The organism is Jejubacter calystegiae (assembly GCF_005671395.1).
Classification (GTDB): Bacteria; Pseudomonadota; Gammaproteobacteria; order Enterobacterales; family Enterobacteriaceae; genus Jejubacter; species Jejubacter calystegiae.
In genome coordinates this window covers 1,497,272-1,515,962 of sequence record NZ_CP040428.1, presented here as the reverse complement: position 1 = coordinate 1,515,962, position 18,691 = coordinate 1,497,272, and the positions used below count along the sequence as shown (strand labels likewise).

General features: G+C 53.4%; 11 protein-coding genes, 5 tRNA genes and 3 rRNA genes. 1 reads left to right on the top strand and 18 read right to left on the bottom strand.

Annotated elements, in window-relative coordinates; genetic code table 11:
• Positions 1-72 precede the first annotated feature (72 nt).
• The 12 genes from rpoB to FEM41_RS06925 form a co-directional block, all read right to left on the bottom strand.
• Positions 73-4,101 (bottom strand): DNA-directed RNA polymerase subunit beta, encoded by a 4,029-nt coding sequence (gene rpoB, locus FEM41_RS06985; protein WP_138095295.1) that lies wholly within the window; start codon positions 4,099-4,101, stop codon positions 73-75.
• A 318-nt stretch (positions 4,102-4,419) separates the two neighbouring features.
• Entirely contained in the window at positions 4,420-4,788 is a 369-nt protein-coding gene (gene rplL / locus FEM41_RS06980; RefSeq protein WP_138095294.1) for a 50S ribosomal protein L7/L12, read from the bottom strand.
• Between the two features lie 69 nt (positions 4,789-4,857).
• Complete coding sequence (gene rplJ / locus FEM41_RS06975) at positions 4,858-5,355, bottom strand: 50S ribosomal protein L10 (RefSeq protein ID WP_138095293.1); 498 nt, start codon at positions 5,353-5,355, stop codon at positions 4,858-4,860.
• 298 nt (positions 5,356-5,653) lie between these two features.
• Complete coding sequence (rplA, locus tag FEM41_RS06970) at positions 5,654-6,358, bottom strand: 50S ribosomal protein L1 (RefSeq protein WP_138095292.1); 705 nt, start codon at positions 6,356-6,358, stop codon at positions 5,654-5,656.
• A 4-nt stretch (positions 6,359-6,362) separates the two neighbouring features.
• Positions 6,363-6,791 carry a 50S ribosomal protein L11 gene (rplK, locus tag FEM41_RS06965; RefSeq protein ID WP_138095291.1) on the bottom strand — a complete coding sequence of 143 codons (429 nt, stop codon included), beginning with the start codon at positions 6,789-6,791 and terminating at the stop codon, positions 6,363-6,365.
• Between the two features lie 139 nt (positions 6,792-6,930).
• Entirely contained in the window at positions 6,931-7,476 is a 546-nt protein-coding gene (nusG, locus tag FEM41_RS06960; RefSeq protein WP_138095290.1) for a transcription termination/antitermination protein NusG, read from the bottom strand.
• A 1-nt stretch (position 7,477) separates the two neighbouring features.
• Positions 7,478-7,861, bottom strand: a complete 384-nt coding sequence (gene secE, locus FEM41_RS06955) for a preprotein translocase subunit SecE (protein ID WP_138095289.1) — start codon at positions 7,859-7,861, stop codon at positions 7,478-7,480.
• Between the two features lie 229 nt (positions 7,862-8,090).
• Positions 8,091-9,275, bottom strand: a complete 1,185-nt coding sequence (gene tuf / locus FEM41_RS06945) for an elongation factor Tu (protein WP_138095288.1) — start codon at positions 9,273-9,275, stop codon at positions 8,091-8,093.
• Positions 9,276-9,388: 113 nt separating this feature from the next.
• Positions 9,389-9,464: transfer RNA gene (locus FEM41_RS06940), tRNA-Thr, on the bottom strand.
• Between the two features lie 2 nt (positions 9,465-9,466).
• A tRNA-Gly gene (locus FEM41_RS06935) sits at positions 9,467-9,541 on the bottom strand.
• Positions 9,542-9,796: 255 nt separating this feature from the next.
• Positions 9,797-9,881, bottom strand: a tRNA-Tyr gene (locus FEM41_RS06930).
• A 10-nt stretch (positions 9,882-9,891) separates the two neighbouring features.
• A tRNA-Thr gene (locus FEM41_RS06925) sits at positions 9,892-9,967 on the bottom strand.
• A gap of 405 nt (positions 9,968-10,372) precedes the next feature.
• Here FEM41_RS06925 and coaA point away from each other — a divergent pair.
• The gene (coaA, locus tag FEM41_RS06920) at positions 10,373-11,323 is read left to right on the top strand and encodes a type I pantothenate kinase (protein WP_138095287.1); all 951 of its coding nucleotides are present in this window, start codon (positions 10,373-10,375) and stop codon (positions 11,321-11,323) included.
• Between the two features lie 27 nt (positions 11,324-11,350).
• Here the strand turns inward: coaA and birA are convergent, their stop codons facing one another.
• The 6 genes from birA to FEM41_RS06890 form a co-directional block, all read right to left on the bottom strand.
• Positions 11,351-12,313 (bottom strand): bifunctional biotin--[acetyl-CoA-carboxylase] ligase/biotin operon repressor BirA, encoded by a 963-nt coding sequence (birA, locus tag FEM41_RS06915; protein ID WP_138095286.1) that lies wholly within the window; start codon positions 12,311-12,313, stop codon positions 11,351-11,353.
• Positions 12,310-13,338, bottom strand: coding sequence for a UDP-N-acetylmuramate dehydrogenase (gene murB / locus FEM41_RS06910; RefSeq protein WP_138095285.1), 1,029 nt, complete (start codon positions 13,336-13,338; stop codon positions 12,310-12,312). The genes birA and murB overlap by 4 nt, the downstream gene beginning before the upstream one ends.
• Positions 13,339-13,481: 143 nt before the next feature.
• Positions 13,482-13,597: ribosomal RNA gene (gene rrf, locus FEM41_RS06905) — 5S ribosomal RNA — on the bottom strand.
• Positions 13,598-13,702: 105 nt separating this feature from the next.
• Positions 13,703-16,608: ribosomal RNA gene (locus FEM41_RS06900) — 23S ribosomal RNA — on the bottom strand.
• 180 nt (positions 16,609-16,788) lie between these two features.
• A tRNA-Glu gene (locus FEM41_RS06895) sits at positions 16,789-16,863 on the bottom strand.
• 88 nt (positions 16,864-16,951) lie between these two features.
• Positions 16,952-18,493 (bottom strand): 16S ribosomal RNA (locus FEM41_RS06890).
• The 16S, 23S and 5S rRNA genes sit together here with 1 tRNA gene alongside, the layout of an rRNA operon.
• Positions 18,494-18,691: the final 198 nt, after the last annotated feature.

Sequence of the window (18,691 nt, the reverse complement as noted above, 5' to 3'; positions counted from 1 at the left end):
TGGCTCCCGTCGGAGTTAGCACATTCTGCTGCCGGGTGTTACCCCGGCAGCAGTGACCTGTTTGAGCGAGAATTACTCGTCTTCCAGTTCGATGTTGATACCCAGCGAACGGATCTCTTTCAACAGTACGTTGAAGGATTCCGGCATGCCCGGTTCCATCTGGTGATTGCCATCTACGATGTTCTTATACATCTTAGTACGGCCGTTCACGTCATCAGACTTCACGGTCAGCATTTCCTGCAGGGTGTAGGCGGCGCCGTAAGCTTCCAGCGCCCACACTTCCATCTCACCGAAGCGCTGACCACCGAACTGCGCCTTACCACCCAGCGGCTGCTGAGTAACGAGGCTGTAAGAACCGGTGGAACGCGCGTGCATCTTATCGTCAACCAGGTGGTTCAGTTTCAGCATGTACATGTAGCCAACGGTTACCGAACGCTCAAACTGCTCGCCGGTACGGCCATCGTACAGCGTGATCTGACCGGAGGTCGGCAGGTCACCCAGCTTCAGAAGCTCTTTGATCTCTGCCTCTTTCGCACCGTCGAACACTGGCGTTGCAATCGGCATACCCTTACGCAGGTTTTCAGCCAGACGCAGAACCTCATCATCGCTGAAGGTGTTCAGATCGACGCGCTGACGAACATCCATGCCCAGATCGTAAGCGCGCTGGATGAACTCACGCAGCTTCGCCACTTCCTGCTGCTGCTTGAGCATCGCGTTGATCTTATCGCCGATGCCTTTGGCAGCCATACCCAGGTGGGTTTCCAGGATCTGACCGATGTTCATACGCGACGGTACGCCCAGCGGGTTCAGTACGATATCAACCGGCGTGCCGTTTTCGTCGTAAGGCATATCTTCGATCGGGTTGATCTTGGAGATAACACCTTTGTTACCGTGACGGCCTGCCATCTTGTCACCCGGCTGGATCTGACGTTTAACGGCCAGATAGACCTTAACGATCTTCAGTACGCCCGGTGCCAGGTCGTCGCCCTGAGTGATCTTGCGACGTTTGGCTTCCAGTTTCTTCTCGAACTCATGTTTCAGTTCATCGTACTGCTCAGCCAGCTGTTCCAGCTGGTTCTGTTTATCTTCGTCGGTCAGGCCCAGTTCCAGCCAGCGGTCGCGCGGCAGCTTGTCGAGCTTCTCGGCTTCCACACCACCGGCAACCAGCACCGCGTAGATACGACTAAACAGACCGGCCTCAAGGATCTGCAGTTCTTCAGACAGGTCTTTCTTAGCCTGCTTGAGCTGCATCTCTTCGATTTCCAGAGCACGCTTGTCTTTTTCTACGCCATCGCGGGTAAAGACCTGAACGTCGATAACGGTACCGGATACGCCATTCGGCACGCGCAGAGAAGAGTCTTTAACGTCAGACGCTTTCTCACCGAAGATGGCGCGCAGCAGCTTCTCTTCCGGGGTCAGCTGGGTTTCACCTTTCGGCGTTACCTTACCGACCAGGATATCACCGCCGGTGACTTCCGCACCGATGTAGACGATACCGGATTCATCCAGTTTAGAGAGCGCAGCTTCACCCACGTTCGGAATATCCGCGGTGATCTCTTCCGGCCCCAGCTTGGTGTCACGAGACACACAGGCCAGTTCCTGAATGTGGATGGTGGTGAATCTGTCTTCCTGCACCACGCGCTCGGATACGAGGATGGAGTCCTCGAAGTTGTAACCGTTCCACGGCATGAACGCGACGCGCATGTTCTGGCCCAGCGCCAGTTCGCCCAGATCGGTGGACGGACCGTCGGCCAGCACGTCTCCGCGCTCTACCGGCTCACCCAGAGAGACACAAGGCATCTGGTTGATGCAGGTGTTCTGGTTAGAACGGGTGTATTTGGTCAGGTTGTAGATGTCGATGCCCGCTTCGCCCGGATACATCTCATCTTCATTAACCTTGATAACGATACGGGAGGCGTCAACGTACTGCACCACACCACCGCGTTTGGCAACGGCGGTTACACCGGAGTCAACGGCAACGGCGCGCTCCATACCAGTACCAACCAGCGGCTTGTCAGCACGCAGGGTCGGTACAGCCTGACGCTGCATGTTCGCACCCATCAATGCACGGTTTGCGTCATCGTGCTCCAGGAACGGAATCAGGGAGGCACCAACGGAAACCACCTGCTGGGTGGATACGTCCATATAGTCAACCTGATCGTTGCTGAACAGGCTGGACTCGCCTTTGTTACGGCAGGTTACCAGGTCGTCGACGAAAGCGCCGTCGTCATCCAGAGGGGCGTTAGCCTGCGCGATAACGAAGTTGCCTTCTTCAATGGCGGAAAGGTAGTGAATCTCATCCGATACCTTGCCATCGATAACGCGACGGTACGGCGTTTCCAGGAAGCCATACTCGTTAGTCTGCGCGTACACGGACAGGGAGTTGATCAGACCGATGTTCGGACCTTCCGGCGTTTCGATAGGACATACGCGACCGTAGTGGGTCGGGTGAACGTCTCGAACTTCAAAGCCGGCACGCTCGCGGGTCAGACCGCCCGGGCCCAGAGCAGAGATACGACGCTTATGGGTAATCTCGGACAGCGGGTTGTTCTGGTCCATGAACTGAGAAAGCTGGCTGGAACCGAAGAACTCTTTCACCGCTGCGGAGATCGGCTTGGCGTTGATCATATCCTGAGGCATCAGGGTATCGAGGTCGCCCAGAGACAGACGCTCTTTTACCGCACGCTCTACACGAACCAGGCCAACGCGGAACTGGTTTTCCGCCATTTCGCCTACGGAGCGGATACGACGGTTGCCGAGGTGGTCGATATCGTCCACTTCGCCTTTACCGTTACGGATATCGATGAGCTTTCTCATCACATCGATAATGTCGTCTTTGCTCAGGATGCCGGAACCTTCAACTTCGTCACGCAGCAGCGAACGGTTGAACTTCATACGGCCAACCGCAGACAGATCGTAGCGGTCTTCAGAGAAGAACAGGTTTTCGAACAGGCTCTCAGCCGCTTCACGCGTCGGCGGCTCGCCAGGACGCATCATGCGGTAGATTTCAACCAGCGCGCTCAGGCGATCGCTGGTCGGGTCAACGCGCAGCGTTTCGGAGATGTACGGGCCATGGTCGAGATCGTTGGTGAACAGGGTCTCGATACGCTTGTGGCCGGCCTGGCTCAGTTTCGCCAGCAGATCCAGCGACAGCTCCATGTTAGCCGTGCAGATCAGCTCACCGGTGGATTCATCAACATAATCCTTCGCGGCAACTTTACCTGCAATGTACTCAACCGGAACTTCGATGTGTTTCACATCGTCTTTTTCCAGCTGACGGATATGGCGCGCGGTGATACGACGACCTTTCTCAACGTAGACCTTGCCGTCAGATTCGATGTCGAAGGAGGCGGTTTCGCCACGCAGGCGTTCCGGAACCAGCTCCATCTGCAGCTTGTTGTCGCGGATCTCATACACCACTTTTTCGAAGAACAGATCGAGAATCTGCTCAGAGGTGTAGTTCAGGGCGCGCAGAATGATGGAGGCCGGCAGTTTACGACGGCGGTCAATACGGACGAACAGGTTGTCTTTCGGATCGAATTCGAAATCCAGCCAGGAGCCACGGTAAGGGATGATACGTGCGTTATACAGCACTTTACCCGAAGAGTGGGTTTTCCCTTTATCGCTGTCAAAGAAGACGCCCGGGCTGCGATGCAGCTGAGAAACGATAACACGCTCGGTACCGTTGATAACGAAGGTACCGTTGTCAGTCATGAGCGGAATTTCGCCCATGTAGACTTCCTGCTCTTTGATGTCTTTTACGGTGCCTTCCGGCGCTTCACGCTCGTAGATCACCAGGCGCAGTTTCACACGCAGCGGTGCCGAAAAGGTCACGCCGCGAATCTGGCACTCTTTAACATCGAACACAGGTTCGCCAAGGCGGTAGCTGACGTACTGCAGCTCGGAGTTACCGCTATAACTCTGAATCGGGAATACGGAACGGAAAGCCGCTTCCAGACCGTTCTGCCCCTCAGGATCTTGCTCGATAAACTTCTGGAACGAGTCAAGCTGGATAGAAAGGAGATATGGAACATCCAGCACCTGCGGACGTTTACCAAAATCCTTACGAATACGTTTTTTCTCGGTATAGGAGTAAACCATAGGGTTCCTCAGCTCGCTGACAAGTCGACCCACTCTGCCCATTGAAAGGACAGTTTATGCAACACCATTTTGTTGACCGAGAAGTGGAACACCTCTCGCAATGCCTGTTTCTATCACTCTTAAATCATTTCATTGCAATTTACACAGGACTGCGTCCTGTCGCAGTATATTAAGTCGTCGATAGAAACAAGCATTGTGGAGCAACCAGCAGTCAAACAGTGTGAAACGCTACTGGCGCTCTACAGCGCAAAAAGGCTGGTGACTAAAAAGTCACCAGCCATCAGCCTGATTTCTCAGGCTGCAACCTGAAAGTTGGGCTTACTTGATTTCAACTTCAGCGCCAGCTTCTTCCAGGGATTTTTTCAGAGCTTCAGCGTCGTCTTTGCTAACGCCTTCTTTCAGAGCTGCCGGAGCAGACTCTACCAGGTCTTTAGCTTCTTTCAGGCCCAGGCCGGTAGCACCACGTACTGCTTTGATTACAGCAACTTTGTTACCGCCAGCGGCTTTCAGAATGACGTCGAACTCGGTCTTCTCTTCAGCAGCTTCAGCAGCACCGCCGGCAGCAACAGCTACAGCAGCAGCGGCAGAAACGCCGAATTTTTCTTCCATTGCAGATACCAGCTCTACGATATCCATTACGGACATTTCGGCAACTGCTTCGATGATTTGATCTTTAGTGGTAGACATTTGATTGTTCCTGAAAATCAGAATTAAGTTTATACGTTAGCAAGGAGTACGCCAGCCAAAGGAGTGCAATTAAGCAGCTTCTTTTGCATCGCGTACAGCAGCCAGAGTACGGACCAGTTTGCCGGCAGCGGCTTCTTTCATGGTCGACATCAGGCGTGCCAGTGCTTCTTCGTAAGTCGGCAGCGTTGCCAGGCGATCGATTTGCGACGCCGGGATCAGCTCACCTTCAAAGGCAGCGGCTTTGACCTCAAAATCTGCATTCGCTTTAGCGAACTCTTTGAACAGACGAGCAGCAGCGCCCGGGTGTTCCATCGAGTATGCGATCAGGGTCGGACCAACAAACGCGTCTTTCAGGCACTCGAACTGAGTACCTTCAACAACACGGCGCAGCAGGGTGTTACGAACAACACGCATGTATACGCCGGCTTCGCGACCTGCTTTACGCAGTTCGGTCATTTTGTCTACAGTCACGCCACGGGAATCCGCAACTACTGCAGACAGCGCGCCTTTGGCTACTTCGCTGACTTCAGCAACAATCGCTTGTTTGTCTTGAAGATTTAAAGCCATTAGCTTTTGCTCCTGGATTTTTGCCGGGGACAAATGGCCCCGGAACTCACTTCACTTCGGGCGAAGCCCTAAGCGTCGAAATACGGTGAGCAGAAGCAAGCCAAAGATTATTAAAAATATTCTTCAGGTTCTGTCACCGTCTACGCAGGAAATTAAGACTCTTGCGAACCACCTGCGGTCTTGGACGGAGGCCTGGATAAGGCCAGGCTCCAACCAGATAAATCATTGCCGTTCTGCACGTGGCAGAACAGTGGGCGTAAAATTGTAGACAAATTCGCCGCCCACGTCAAAGGCGAAATCAGTTAGCGGAAGCACTCAGACCAGCCTGGTCTACCGCAACGCCAGCGCCCATGGTGGTGGACAGGCTAACTTTCTTGATGTACACGCCTTTCGCTGCAGCCGGCTTCGCCTTTTTCAGGGCAACCAGCAGCGCTTCCAGGTTTTCTTTCAGTTTGTCAGCGTCAAAGTCCACTTTACCGATGGTGGTGTGGATGATGCCGTTCTTGTCGTTACGGTAACGGATCTGACCGGCTTTAGCGTTCTTAACAGCTTCAGCAACGTTCGGCGTTACGGTACCCACTTTCGGGTTCGGCATCAGGCCACGCGGCCCCAGAATCTGGCCCAGCTGGCCAACTACGCGCATCGCATCCGGAGAAGCGATAACCACGTCGAAGTTCATCTCGCCTTTCTTGATCTGGTCAGCCAGATCTTCCATACCTACCAGCTCAGCGCCAGCTGCTTTAGCAGCTTCAGCGTTCGGGCCCTGGGTAAATACGGCTACGCGAACGGAACGGCCAGTACCGTGCGGCAGTACGGTTGCACCACGAACGTTCTGGTCAGATTTACGCGCGTCGATACCGAGGTTAACGGCAACGTCAACGCTTTCTACGAATTTAGCGGTAGCCAGCTCTTTCAGCAGGGCAACGGCTTCGTTGATGTCGTACTGTTTGGTCGCATCAACCTTGTCACGGATCACGCGCATGCGCTTGGTCAGTTTAGCCATTGTCTTAGTCCTCCACTACCAGGCCCATGGAACGAGCGGTACCTTCGATGGAACGAGCCATCGCTTCAATATCGGCACCAGTCATGTCCGCTGCTTTAGTCTGGGCAATTTCCAGAACCTGAGCGCGAGTTACTTTACCCACTTTGTCTTTGTTCGGCTTACCGGAACCAGACTTGATACCAGCAGCTTTCTTCAGCAGAACGGCAGCCGGCGGGGTTTTGGTAACAAAGGTGAAGGAACGGTCAGCGTAAACGGTAATAACAACCGGAATCGGCAGACCTTTCTCAACGGAATCAGTCTTGGCGTTGAACGCCTTACAGAATTCCATGATGTTAACACCCTGCTGACCCAGAGCCGGACCAACCGGCGGGCTCGGGTTAGCCATACCAGCTGCAACCTGCAGCTTAACGTAGGCTTGTACTTTCTTGGCCATCTTAAATTTCCTCTGTTGGGTATAGCGCCTGAAATCAGGCTCCCCATATTAAAACCGTCTTACGGGCAAGGCCCATAAAAACAAAAGGCGCGAAATTGTATTCCAATCTCACGCCCTGTGCAACGATTGATCGCCGTGGTTAGGCTTTTTCTACCTGGCCGAAGTCCAGCTCGACCGGTGTTGCGCGGCCGAAGATAGAGACGGAAACCTTCAGGCGGCTCTTTTCGTAATCCACCTCTTCCACCACGCCGTTAAAGTCGGCGAAGGGCCCATCGTTGACGCGAACCATTTCGCCCGGTTCGAACAGCGTCTTCGGACGCGGCTTATCACCCACCTGCTGCAGGCGGTTCATAATCGCATCAACTTCTTTGTCGCTGATCGGTGCCGGACGATCGGACGTCCCACCAATGAATCCCATCACGCGCGGTACGCTGCGCACCAGGTGCCAGCTCGCGTCATTCATAACCATTTGAACCAGTACATAGCCCGGGAAGAATTTGCGCTCGCTTTTACGACGCTGGCCACCGCGGATTTCAACAACCTCTTCGGTTGGCACCATGACTTCGCCAAACAGATCTTCCATGTTATGCAATTTGATATGCTCGCGCAGGGAAGTCGCTACGCGGCCTTCAAAACCGGAAAACGCCTGAACGACGTACCAGCGCTTTTTTGGAGCTTCAGACATCTCAGAACCTCAGGCCAGTGATAAAGGAGACCAGGCGGACCAGAATACCATCCAGCCCCCACAGGATCAGTGACATGACAGCCGTCACCGCTGCCACAATCAGCGTGGTGTGCAGAGTTTCCTGACGAGTCGGCCAAATCACCTTACGGACTTCGGTTCTCGCTTCGCGGGCAAACGCAACCGTCGCTTTGCCTTTGGTCGTCAACAGCGCAACACCGCCCGCCGCAGCAATCAGAATCACCACTGCGAGAGCACGCAGCGGCAGGGTAATATCACGATAAAGATAGTTGCCGACGATAGCCACAAGCAGCAGCACGGCAACAACCAGCCATTTCATCGCTTCCAGGCCGCGCCCACTTCCCTGAGCTTCGGTATTCGCACTCATAAATCAACCTGTCACAATAAAGACAAACATTTGCGCCCCGGCTAAGCGGGGCAGACCAGACCGGCGTACGTTGCCGCACATCCGGCATTAACGCTATCGGCAGAGCCTGTCTCAGCAATGATTATGAGAAAAAAATCACTGATGAGCCAGGTTCTGTATTTCGACAGCGTACAAAAAGGGCATCAAATGATGCCCTTTCCTTGTGCATTGCGTCAAACGTTATCGGCAATTAAGCTTCAACTTTAGCAACAACACCCGCACCAACGGTACGACCGCCTTCACGGATTGCGAAGCGCAGACCCTGGTCCATTGCGATCGGATGGATCAGCTCAACGTTCATTTTAACGTTGTCGCCCGGCATTACCATCTCTACGCCTTCCGGCAGAGTGATAGAACCCGTCACGTCAGTGGTACGGAAGTAGAACTGCGGACGGTAGCCTTTGAAGAACGGAGTGTGACGGCCGCCTTCGTCTTTGGACAGAACGTAAACTTCCGCTTCGAACTTGGTGTGCGGCTTGATGGAGCCCGGCTTAGCCAGAACCTGGCCACGCTGGATTTCATCACGCTTGGTACCACGCAGCAGAACGCCACAGTTCTCACCAGCACGACCTTCGTCCAGCAGTTTGCGGAACATTTCAACGCCAGTACAGGTGGTCTTCGCAGTATCTTTGATACCGACGATTTCTACTTCGTCGCCCACTTTAACGATACCGGTTTCAACACGACCGGTAACAACGGTACCACGACCAGAGATGGAGAATACGTCTTCGATCGGCAGCAGGAACGGCTTGTCGGTGTCACGCTCCGGCTCAGGGATGTAGGTATCCAGAGCTTCAGCCAGTTCAACGATCTTCGCTTCCCACTCAGCGTCACCTTCCAGCGCTTTCAGTGCAGAACCGCGGATAACCGGGCAGTCGTCGCCCGGGAAGTCGTACTGAGACAGCAGCTCACGAACTTCCATCTCAACCAGTTCCAGCAGCTCTTCGTCATCAACCATGTCGCACTTGTTCATGAACACGATGATGCACGGTACGCCTACCTGGCGACCCAGCAGGATGTGCTCACGGGTCTGCGGCATCGGGCCGTCAGTTGCAGCAACAACCAGGATAGCGCCGTCCATCTGAGCAGCACCGGTGATCATGTTTTTCACGTAGTCGGCGTGCCCGGGGCAGTCAACGTGCGCGTAGTGGCGAGTCGGGGTGTCATACTCAACGTGAGAGGTGTTGATGGTGATACCACGAGCTTTTTCTTCCGGCGCGTTATCGATCTGATCGAATGCGCGAGCAGAACCACCGTAGGTTTTAGCCAGTACGGTGGTAATGGCGGCGGTCAGCGTTGTTTTACCATGGTCAACGTGGCCGATAGTACCGACGTTAACGTGCGGTTTTGTACGTTCAAACTTTTCTTTAGACATCGATTGTCCCTCTAAGACACGGATAAATCGGTGATATCACCACATCAACCAGGCACAACGCCTGAATTTGTTGAATTCAGCAAGCAGAAGAGAAACAGGGGGGATAAAGGAGGTGGTGCTGATAGGCAGATTCGAACTGCCGACCTCACCCTTACCAAGGGTGCGCTCTACCAACTGAGCTATATCAGCACTGGAGCGGGCAGCGGGAATCGAACCCGCATCATCAGCTTGGAAGGCTGAGGTAATAGCCATTATACGATGCCCGCATCCTGAAACCCGGCTACCTGATTCTTTCTGGAGAGAAAACCTCTCAAGTATTCGAGCCGTTTTGTTGAGGCTACCGCCTCACAGCACTAAAAGCACTGCTAAAACAGCGGTGAGACAAAATACGTCTCACCAGGGGGCCACCACGCAGGTTGATTACTCAACCGTGACATAATGCCCCAGAAGGCTTGCGCCTTCCCCGGCAAGCGTTTCTTAACGAAACCGCTTACTGGTTTACCGCATTTCTGCGGTGAATATGGTGGTGGGGGAAGGATTCGAACCTTCGAAGTCGATGACGGCAGATTTACAGTCTGCTCCCTTTGGCCACTCGGGAACCCCACCCGATACTTGATGGTGCCGGCTGCCGGAATCGAACTGGCGACCTACTGATTACAAGTCAGTTGCTCTACCAACTGAGCTAAGCCGGCATCAAGTAGCGCGCATTCTAGAAACAGCTGCCCGCCTATGCAACAAAAAAATTGCGTAAAATGGCCTACCGCTCACATTTTGCGCTACAGACCGAAAAAGTGCTGTTATTTTACGCAATTTGCTACCGCGATTTCTCTGCGGGCGCGGATTTTATGTTCAGCAGATTTTCCTTATCCACCAGAACATTGCACATTATGTGCGCAGACTCCGCACCACTGACCCGGTACAGCACCAGACTAACGCTTCGATTGCAGCATAGCACAGGATGACCAGAGGCGATTTTTTCTTATTATTCGCCAGCATCTGGTGATACCCTCCAGCCCTGATATTAAAAATTTGTTGATGTAGTGCGCCAGTGTGGGAGTCCTCTGGTATCTCCCTGAACCGCAGGCCGATGCATGCTTATGAGCAATAAAGAGCAAAAGTTAATGACGCCTTATCTTCAGTTCAACCGGAGCCAGTGGGCCGCACTTCGTAATTCCGTCCCCATGACGCTGACGGAAAGCGAAGTCGCACGCCTTAAGGGGATCAACGAAGATCTCTCGCTTGAAGAGGTGGCGGAAATCTATCTGCCTCTTTCCCGTCTACTAAATTTCTATATCAGTTCTGATCTACGTCGTCAGGCGGTGCTGGAGCAATTCCTCGGTACCAATGGGCAGCGGATTCCGTATGTGATTAGTATCGCCGGCAGCGTTGCCGTGGGTAAAAGCACTACTGCGCGCGTTTTACAGGCGTTACTCAGCCGCTGGCCGGAACATCGCAAAGTAGAGCTTATTACCACTGACGGTTTCCTCTACCCCATCAAGGTTCTGAACGAACGTAACCTGATGAAGAAGAAGGGGTTCCCACAGTCATATGATATGCACCGGCTGGTGAAGTTTGTCTCAGACATCAAGTCAGGCGTACCTAACGTTACCGCACCGGTCTATTCTCATCTGACCTATGACGTGATTCCCGGTGGAGATAAAACCGTTAATCAACCGGACATTCTGATTCTTGAAGGTCTTAATGTTCTACAGAGTGGCATGGATTATCCCCACGATCCGCATCATGTATTTGTCTCTGACTTCGTCGACTTTTCTATTTACGTCGATGCGCCTGAGAATTTACTGGAAAGCTGGTACATTAACCGCTTCCTGAAATTCCGCGAAGGGGCATTTACCGATCCCGACTCTTATTTCCACAACTATGCAAAGTTATCCCGTGATGAGGCTGTCGAGACAGCGACTCGTCTGTGGAGAGAAATTAACTGGCAGAATCTTAAGGAAAATATCCTTCCCACTCGTGAGCGCGCCAGTCTGATCATGACCAAAAGCGCCAATCACGCCGTGGACTGCGTGCGGTTACGGAAATAAACAAAGGGGGTATATCCCCCTTTATTATTAATCGCCCGGACGTAATGAAATTTCGCCGCCAACCCAGGGCGTAATTACCCCATCCTGCTCCAGCATTAGCGCGCCCTGTTCATTAATTCCCCGAGAGATACCGGGTATTTCACGCTCGCCAATAATGAGCTTAACCGGCCGGTTAATAAAATTATCCAGCTTTTCCCAGCGCGCCAGGAAAGTCGCCAGGCCACCTTGTTCAAACTGACGCAGTGACTGACGCAGCTCTTTGATCAGTAGCACCGCCAGTTGGTTACGGTCGACGCTGATCCCCGCCTCCTGCAGATTGATCCAGCCCTGGTTTACGATATCGGTCGCAACATTACGCATTGCCAGGTTAATACCACCACCGAAAACGATCTGCGCCGCATCACCGGTCTTACCCGTGAGTTCAACAAGAATCCCCGCCAGCTTACGGTCATGTAAATAGAGATCGTTCGGCCATTTAACCCTAACCTCATCGGCACCCAGCTTGTGAAGCACTTCAGCCATGACGATACCGATCACCAGACTCAACCCTACAGCCGCTGCAGGTCCCTGCTCAAGACGCCAGTACATGGAAAGATACAGGTTCGCACCAAAGGGAGAGAACCACTGACGGCCACGGCGGCCACGACCGGCCTGTTGATATTCGGCAATACAGACGTCACCCGAATGCAGTTCACCAATACGGTTAATCAGGTACTGGTTAGTGGAATCGATCACCGGCAGCACCTCCACCGAGCCATCACCAATCTGGTTGAGGATGACATCGCGCTCCAGTAACTGAATAGGGGCAGGCAGGCTATAGCCCTTACCTGGAACGGTAAAGACATCGATCCCCCAGTCACGCAGGGTTTGAATATGCTTATTAATCGCAGCCCGGCTCATTCCCAACTGCTCACCAAGCTGCTCGCCAGAATGAAACTCGCCGTCGGCCAGAATGCCGATCAACGTCAGGGGGATCTTGTAATCCTTCATGCAATGGTCTCCACCGCGCTGACTTCTCCCCGGGCGCCAATAAAGCGGACTTCAGGTTCAAGCCAGACATTAAACGTTTCCCCCACACGCTGTCGGACGTCATGGGCCAGGGCAACCACATCCCGTGCAGTCGCATTGTTTTCATTAATCAGAACCAACGCCTGTTGACGATGAACCGCAGCCCCCCCTTTCTGATGTCCTTTTAACTGGCAGCGGTCGATCAGCCAGCCGGCTGCCAGCTTCACCGTTCCATCCACCTGAGGATAACGAGGAGCATTAGGGTACTCCGCCAGTAATGACGCGGCCTGCTGCTCTGTGATGACAGGATTTTTGAAAAAGCTGCCTGCATTCCCGGTAAGTGCGGGATCCGGCAACTTACTGCGTCTCATATGGCACACCGCGTCGAAAACCTGACGTGGCGTAACATTCTGAGAGTTATGGCGGGACAGATCGCCATAGGAGAGCACTGGCTGCCATTGTTTAGGCAGGCGCAGGCCCAGTGCCGTGATGGCATAGCGGTGCTGATACTCATGCTTGAAGATACTGTCGCGATAACCGAAGCAGCATTCATCCGCCAACAGGCGTTTATGCTTCCCGGTAGCAAGTTCCAGGCAGTCAACATAATCACACACCTGCTTCAGCTCCACGCCATAGGCACCGATGTTCTGAATAGGCGCAGACCCCGCACATCCAGGAATCAGCGCCAGATTCTCCAGACCAGCAATACCATGATCCAGCGTATACTTCACCAGGTGGTGCCAGTTTTCACCCGCACCCACGTGCAAATACCAGGCATCATGCCCTTCACGGATGTCTATGCCACCAATACGATTCAGGATCACCGTGCCTGCAAAGTCTTCCAGCAGTAGTACGTTGCTTCCCTCCCCCAGGATCAATATCGGCTGATGTTCCGCACTGGCGCTCTGCCATGCCTTCAGGAGTTGCTGTTCATTTTCAGCGTGCACAATTCGAGCGGCTTGTGCATCTATACCGAATGTATTGAAAGGTTTTAGGGAGGTGGTCATGGTTTCTTTCCAGGTCAGTCAAACCCCGCTAGTTTACCCTATCCTGGCGACGATCGCTTATAACGTGACGGGGAGGGGATTTTTCCCCGTTCCCTGAACGCAAAAAACCCCGGTCAATGACCGGGGTTCTTCACTAATTTGATGCCTGGCAGTTCCCTACTCTCGCATGGGGAGACCCCACACTACCATCGGCGCTACGGCGTTTCACTTCTGAGTTCGGCATGGGGTCAGGTGGGACCACCGCGCTCTCGCCGCCAGGCAAATTCTGTTCCGCTTACCGCCACACACGGCCATAAGCGTTTATCCGTCACAAGCTGATTTGATTCTGTCTCTCAACATCATACCAAAACATCTTTGGCGTTGTAAGGTTAAGCCTCTCGGGTCATTAGTACCGGTTAGCTCAACGCATCGCTGCGCTTACACACCCGGCCTATCAACGTCGTCGTCTTCAACGTCCCTTCAGGAGACTCAAAGTCTCAGGGAAGACTCATCTCGGGGCAAGTTTCGTGCTTAGATGCTTTCAGCACTTATCTTTTCCGCACTTAGCTACCGGGCAATGCAATTGGCATCACAACCCGAACACCAGTGGTGCGTCCACTCCGGTCCTCTCGTACTAGGAGCAGCCCCCCTCAGTCTTCCAGCGCCCACGGCAGATAGGGACCGAACTGTCTCACGACGTTCTAAACCCAGCTCGCGTACCACTTTAAATGGCGAACAGCCATACCCTTGGGACCTACTTCAGCCCCAGGATGTGATGAGCCGACATCGAGGTGCCAAACACCGCCGTCGATATGAACTCTTGGGCGGTATCAGCCTGTTATCCCCGGAGTACCTTTTATCCGTTGAGCGATGGCCCTTCCATTCAGAACCACCGGATCACTATGACCTGCTTTCGCACCTGCTCGCGCCGTCACGCTCGCAGTCAAGCTGGCTTATGCCATTGCACTAACCTCCTGATGTCCGACCAGGATTAGCCAACCTTCGTGCTCCTCCGTTACTCTTTGGGAGGAGACCGCCCCAGTCAAACTACCCACCAGACACTGTCCCCACGCCCGATTAGGGCGCCAGGTTAGAACATCAAACATTAAAGGGTGGTATTTCAAGGTTGGCTCCACGTGTACTTGCGTCCACGCTTCAAAGCCTCCCACCTATCCTACACATCAAGGCTCAATGTTCAGTGTCAAGCTATAGTAAAGGTTCACGGGGTCTTTCCGTCTTGCCGCGGGTACACTGCATCTTCACAGCGAGTTCAATTTCACTGAGTCCCGGGTGGAGACAGCCTGGCCATCATTACGCCATTCGTGCAGGTCGGAACTTACCCGACAAGGAATTTCGCTACCTTAGGACCGTTATAGTTACGGCCGCCGTTTACCGGGGCTTCGATCAGGAGCTTCTGGTTACCCATAACCCCATCAATTAACCTTCCGGCACCGGGCAGGCGTCACACCCTATACGTCCACTTTCGTGTTTGCAGAGTGCTGTGTTTTTAATAAACAGTTGCAGCCAGCTGGTATCTTCGACTGACTTCAGCTCCACCCGCAGGGGCTTCACCTACATGTCAGCGTGCCTTCTCCCGAAGTTACGGCACCATTTTGCCTAGTTCCTTCACCCGGGTTCTCTCAAGCGCCTTGGTATTCTCTACCTGACCACCTGTGTCGGTTTCGGGTACGATTCGTTGTTACCTGAAGCTTAGAGGCTTTTCCTGGAAGCAGGGCATTTGTCACTTCAGCACCGTAGTGCCTCGTCATCACGCCTCAGCCTTAACTTTCCGGATTTGCCTGGAAAGTCAGCCTACACGCTTAAACCGGGACGACCGTCGCCCGGATGACATAGCCTTCTCCGTTCCCCCATCGCAGTAACACCGAGTACGGGAATATTAACCCGTTTCCCATCGACTACGCCTTTCGGCCTCGCCTTAGGGGTCGACTCACCCTGCCCCGATTAACGTTGGACAGGAACCCTTGGTCTTCCGGCGAGCGGGCTTTTCACCCGCTTTATCGTTACTCATGTCAGCATTCGCACTTCTGATACCTCCAGCATACCTCACAGTACACCTTCAACGGCTTACAGAACGCTCCCCTACCCAACAACACATGAGTGTCGCTGCCGCAGCTTCGGTGCATGGTTTAGCCCCGTTACATCTTCCGCGCAGGCCGACTCGACCAGTGAGCTATTACGCTTTCTTTAAATGATGGCTGCTTCTAAGCCAACATCCTGGCTGTCTGGGCCTTCCCACATCGTTTCCCACTTAACCATGACTTTGGGACCTTAGCTGGCGGTCTGGGTTGTTTCCCTCTTCACGACGGACGTTAGCACCCGCCGTGTGTCTCCCGTGATAACATTCTCCGGTATTCGTAGTTTGCATCGGGTTGGTAAGCCGGGATGGCCCCCTAGCCGAAACAGTGCTCTACCCCCGGAGATGAATTCACGAGGCGCTACCTAAATAGCTTTCGGGGAGAACCAGCTATCTCCCGGTTTGATTGGCCTTTCACCCCCAGCCACAGGTCATCCGCTAATTTTTCAACATTAGTCGGTTCGGTCCTCCAGTTAGTGTTACCCAACCTTCAACCTGCCCATGGCTAGATCACCGGGTTTCGGGTCTATACCCTGCAACTTAACGCCCGGTTAAGACTCGGTTTCCCTTCGGCTCCCCTATTCGGTTAACCTTGCTACAGAATATAAGTCGCTGACCCATTATACAAAAGGTACGCAGTCACACCCATAAAGAGTGCTCCCACTGCTTGTACGTACACGGTTTCAGGTTCTGTTTCACTCCCCTCGCCGGGGTTCTTTTCGCCTTTCCCTCACGGTACTGGTTCACTATCGGTCAGTCAGGAGTATTTAGCCTTGGAGGATGGTCCCCCCATATTCAGACAGGATAACACGTGTCCCGCCCTACTCATCGAGCTCACAGCATGTGCATTTTCGTGTACGGGGCTGTCACCCTGTATCGCCGGACTTTCCAGACCGTTCCACTAATACACACGCTGATTCAGACTCTGGGCTCTTCCCCGTTCGCTCGCCGCTACTCAGGGAATCTCGGTTGATTTCTTTTCCTCGGGGTACTTAGATGTTTCAGTTCTCCCGGTTCGCCTCATTAACCTATGGATTCAGTTAATGATAGTGTGACGAATCACACTGGGTTTCCCCATTCGGACATCGTCGGTTATAACGCCTCATATCAGCTTACCGACGCTTTTCGCAGATTAGCACGTCCTTCATCGCCTCTGACTGCCAGGGCATCCACCGTGTACGCTTATTCGCTTAACCTCACAACCCGAAGATGTCTTCGTGTTGTAAGCTTGAGAGACCCATTAAACGGTTGTCCCGTTTATGGATTATCAATTTTCAGCTTGTTCCGGATTGTTAAAGAGCAAATATCTCAAACGTGACTCACTGAGCCAGTTTTGAGATATCGGGGGTAACATCTTTCACCTGTCACCGAGCAAGTGGCGTCCCCTAGGGGATTCGAACCCCTGTTGCCGCCGTGAAAGGGCGGAGTCCTAACCGCTAGACGAAGGGGACACGAAAAGTGTCACGACTTCGTAGCCGTCTTGCTTCTTTACTTTCATCAGACAATCTGTGTGGACACTGCGAAACCTGTATCCAAAGGTAAGGAGGTGATCCAACCGCAGGTTCCCCTACGGTTACCTTGTTACGACTTCACCCCAGTCATGAATCACAAAGTGGTAAGCGCCCTCCCGAAGGTTAAGCTACCTACTTCTTTTGCAACCCACTCCCATGGTGTGACGGGCGGTGTGTACAAGGCCCGGGAACGTATTCACCGTGACATTCTGATTCACGATTACTAGCGATTCCGACTTCATGGAGTCGAGTTGCAGACTCCAATCCGGACTACGACGCACTTTATGAGGTCCGCTTGCTCTCGCGAGGTCGCTTCTCTTTGTATGCGCCATTGTAGCACGTGTGTAGCCCTGGTCGTAAGGGCCATGATGACTTGACGTCATCCCCACCTTCCTCCGGTTTATCACCGGCAGTCTCCTTTGAGTTCCCGACCGAATCGCTGGCAACAAAGGATAAGGGTTGCGCTCGTTGCGGGACTTAACCCAACATTTCACAACACGAGCTGACGACAGCCATGCAGCACCTGTCTCACGGCTCCCGAAGGCACAGTCTCATCTCTGAGACCTTCCGTGGATGTCAAGACCAGGTAAGGTTCTTCGCGTTGCATCGAATTAAACCACATGCTCCACCGCTTGTGCGGGCCCCCGTCAATTCATTTGAGTTTTAACCTTGCGGCCGTACTCCCCAGGCGGTCGACTTAACGCGTTAGCTCCGGAAGCCACGAGTCAAGCTCACAGCCTCCAAGTCGACATCGTTTACGGCGTGGACTACCAGGGTATCTAATCCTGTTTGCTCCCCACGCTTTCGCACCTGAGCGTCAGTCTTCGTCCAGGAGGCCGCCTTCGCCACCGGTATTCCTCCAGATCTCTACGCATTTCACCGCTACACCTGGAATTCTACCTCCCTCTACGAGACTCCAGCTGGCCAGTTTCAAATGCAGTTCCCGGGTTGAGCCCGGGGATTTCACATCTGACTTAACCAACCGCCTGCGTGCGCTTTACGCCCAGTAATTCCGATTAACGCTTGCACCCTCCGTATTACCGCGGCTGCTGGCACGGAGTTAGCCGGTGCTTCTTCTGTCAGTAACGTCAATGCATGAGCGTATTAAGCTCACACCCTTCCTCCTGACTGAAAGTACTTTACAACCCGAAGGCCTTCTTCATACACGCGGCATGGCTGCATCAGGCTTGCGCCCATTGTGCAATATTCCCCACTGCTGCCTCCCGTAGGAGTCTGGACCGTGTCTCAGTTCCAGTGTGGCTGGTCATCCTCTCAGACCAGCTAGGGATCGTCGCCCAGGTAGGCCATTACCCTACCTGCTAGCTAATCCCATCTGGGTTCATCTGATGGCGTGAGGCCCGAAGGTCCCCCACTTTGCTCTTTCGAGATTATGCGGTATTAGCCACCGTTTCCAGTGGTTATCCCCCTCCATCAGGCAGATCCCCAGACATTACTCACCCGTCCGCCGCTCGTCAGCAGAGAAGCAAGCTTCTCCCTGTTACCGCCCGACTTGCATGTGTTAGGCCTGCCGCCAGCGTTCAATCTGAGCCATGATCAAACTCTTCAATTAAAGTTTGATGCTCAAAGAATTAAACTTCGTAATGAATTACGTGTTCACTCTTGAGACTTGATATTCATTTAGCGTCTTTCGACGTTCAGGATATCAGTGCTTTCGAGTGCCCACACAGATTGTCTGATAAATTGTTAAAGAGCAGTGCGCGCTGTTTTGTCAGCGGCGCGGGCTGCGTATATTACGCTTTCCCGCTTG